The organism is Pseudomonas sp. Ma2-10 (genome assembly GCF_054330215.1).
This window is the reverse complement of sequence record NZ_JBTEYL010000067.1, coordinates 1-1,717: the sequence shown is the minus strand read 5'-3', so window position 1 is coordinate 1,717 and position 1,717 is coordinate 1. Positions and strand designations below refer to the sequence as shown.

The window sequence follows — 1,717 nt, the reverse complement described above, 5'->3', positions numbered from 1 at the left end:
CAGGTTCGCGGTCGGCTGGTCGCCTTGGCCGAGTAGGTTGCCTGCCGGGTCATGGGCGAAACTTTCCGGCGTGGTGCCACGAACGTTGATCAGCCGGTCAAGCGGGTCGTAATGGTAGCTGCGATTGCCTTTGCGGCTGTCGTCGATGCCGGCAAGGTTACCGTTGGCATCGTAGGCGTAGCGACGCTGGAACAGGTTGCGTTCTTGCTGGCTGACGGTATGGGCTTGCAGTCGGCCTTGTTCGTCGTATTGGTATTGGCTGAGCAGCAAGCCTTGTTGACGCTGCTGTTCGCGACCTGCGCTGAACTGGTGAGTGGTCAGGCGTGAACCGTTGAGGTCGATGCTGCTCAGTTGACCGCCTCGTTGGTGGCGATAATCAAGCTTGCTACCGTCGGGTAAGCGACAGTGGCTCAGTTGGCCTACGGTGTCGTACTCGTAACGCAGGGTTCCCCAACCTTGGTGCTCGGTGATCAGGCGGTCTTGCAGGTCGTATTCGTAGGCCAGCGGCCAGTTTCCATCATCGACGTTCACCAGGCGCCCTAGGGCGTCGTAGCTGTAGTGAATTTCCTCGCCATCGGCCAGGGTTTTCACCAGTAGGCGGCCAGCGGCATCGCGCTGGTATCCGGTAGTCAGTTCACTGCCGTCGTCGCCGAACTCGGTTTTCTTCAGCAATTGACCGTTAAGGTCGTATTCATAGGCTGTGCGCCGACCGTCGAAGCCAGTTTCCTGCTGGATAAGGCCGTTGGGGTAGTAATCGAGGTGGTAGTGCTCGCCCCGTTCGTTTTCGATCTCGCTGAGCAGCAGACGTGCGTTGTCGTAGCGATAGCGCAGTTGGCTGCCGTCCGGGTTGATGCGGCGGCTGACCAGGTGCAGGTTATCGGCATATTCATAGCGGGTGACTCGGCCCAGCTCATCGCGCTCGGCGGTGACGCGGCCGTATGGGTTGTAAGTGAACGCGCGCGTAGCGCCACCGGGCAGCGTGATTTGCACGAGCCGGTTGGCGAAGTCCCATTGGTACTGGGTGATTGCACCGCTTTCGTCNCGACCGTATGGGTTGTAAGTGAACGCGCGCGTAGCGCCACCGGGCAGCGTGATTTGCACGAGCCGGTTGGCGAAGTCCCATTGGTACTGGGTGATTGCACCGCTTTCGTCCTGACGGGTGATCTGCCGACCCAACGCGTCGTAGCGGTACTTGCGCTGGCCACCATCGGGCAACTGTTCTTCGAGCAGTTGACCGAGATTGTTCCAGCCCAGTTGATGACGACTGCCATCCGGATGACGGATTTCTAGAAGACGGCCCTGGCGGTCATAGTTGTAGTGGGTTGAATTGCCGTCCGGGTCGATTTGTTCGGTGATGTCGCCTTGGTCGTTGCGCCAATATATCCACTTCGCCGGGCCACGATTCACCACGCGGACGTAGCCGTGGTAGTACTCGTAAGTGGTGGGGGCGTCTTCTGGTGGAATCACCGCAACCAGTCGGCCGGCTTCGTTGTATTGGTATTCGGTAACCGCACCGAGTGGGTCTTTTTCGGCGATCAGGCGACCTTTATCGTCGTAGGCCTTGAGGTGCTCTGCACCGTCCGGATCAACCTTGGCGACCAGGCGAGCCTTATCGTCATGGGTGTAGACCTCTTCGCTGCCGTCAGCATTGGTAACCGTGACGCTGCCTTTGTCATCCCAGGCGTAATGCGCGTCCATTTGCGAGAAGCTCGCCCAG

General features: G+C 59.4%; 2 pseudogenes. Both read right to left on the bottom strand.

Annotation, left to right across the window (positions count from 1 at the left end):
• Positions 1-1,041, bottom strand: a pseudogene (locus ACXPVS_RS27275) (type IV secretion protein Rhs); the annotation flags it as partial.
• A 1-nt stretch (position 1,042) separates the two neighbouring features.
• A pseudogene (locus ACXPVS_RS27270) lies at positions 1,043-1,717 on the bottom strand (type IV secretion protein Rhs); the annotation flags it as partial.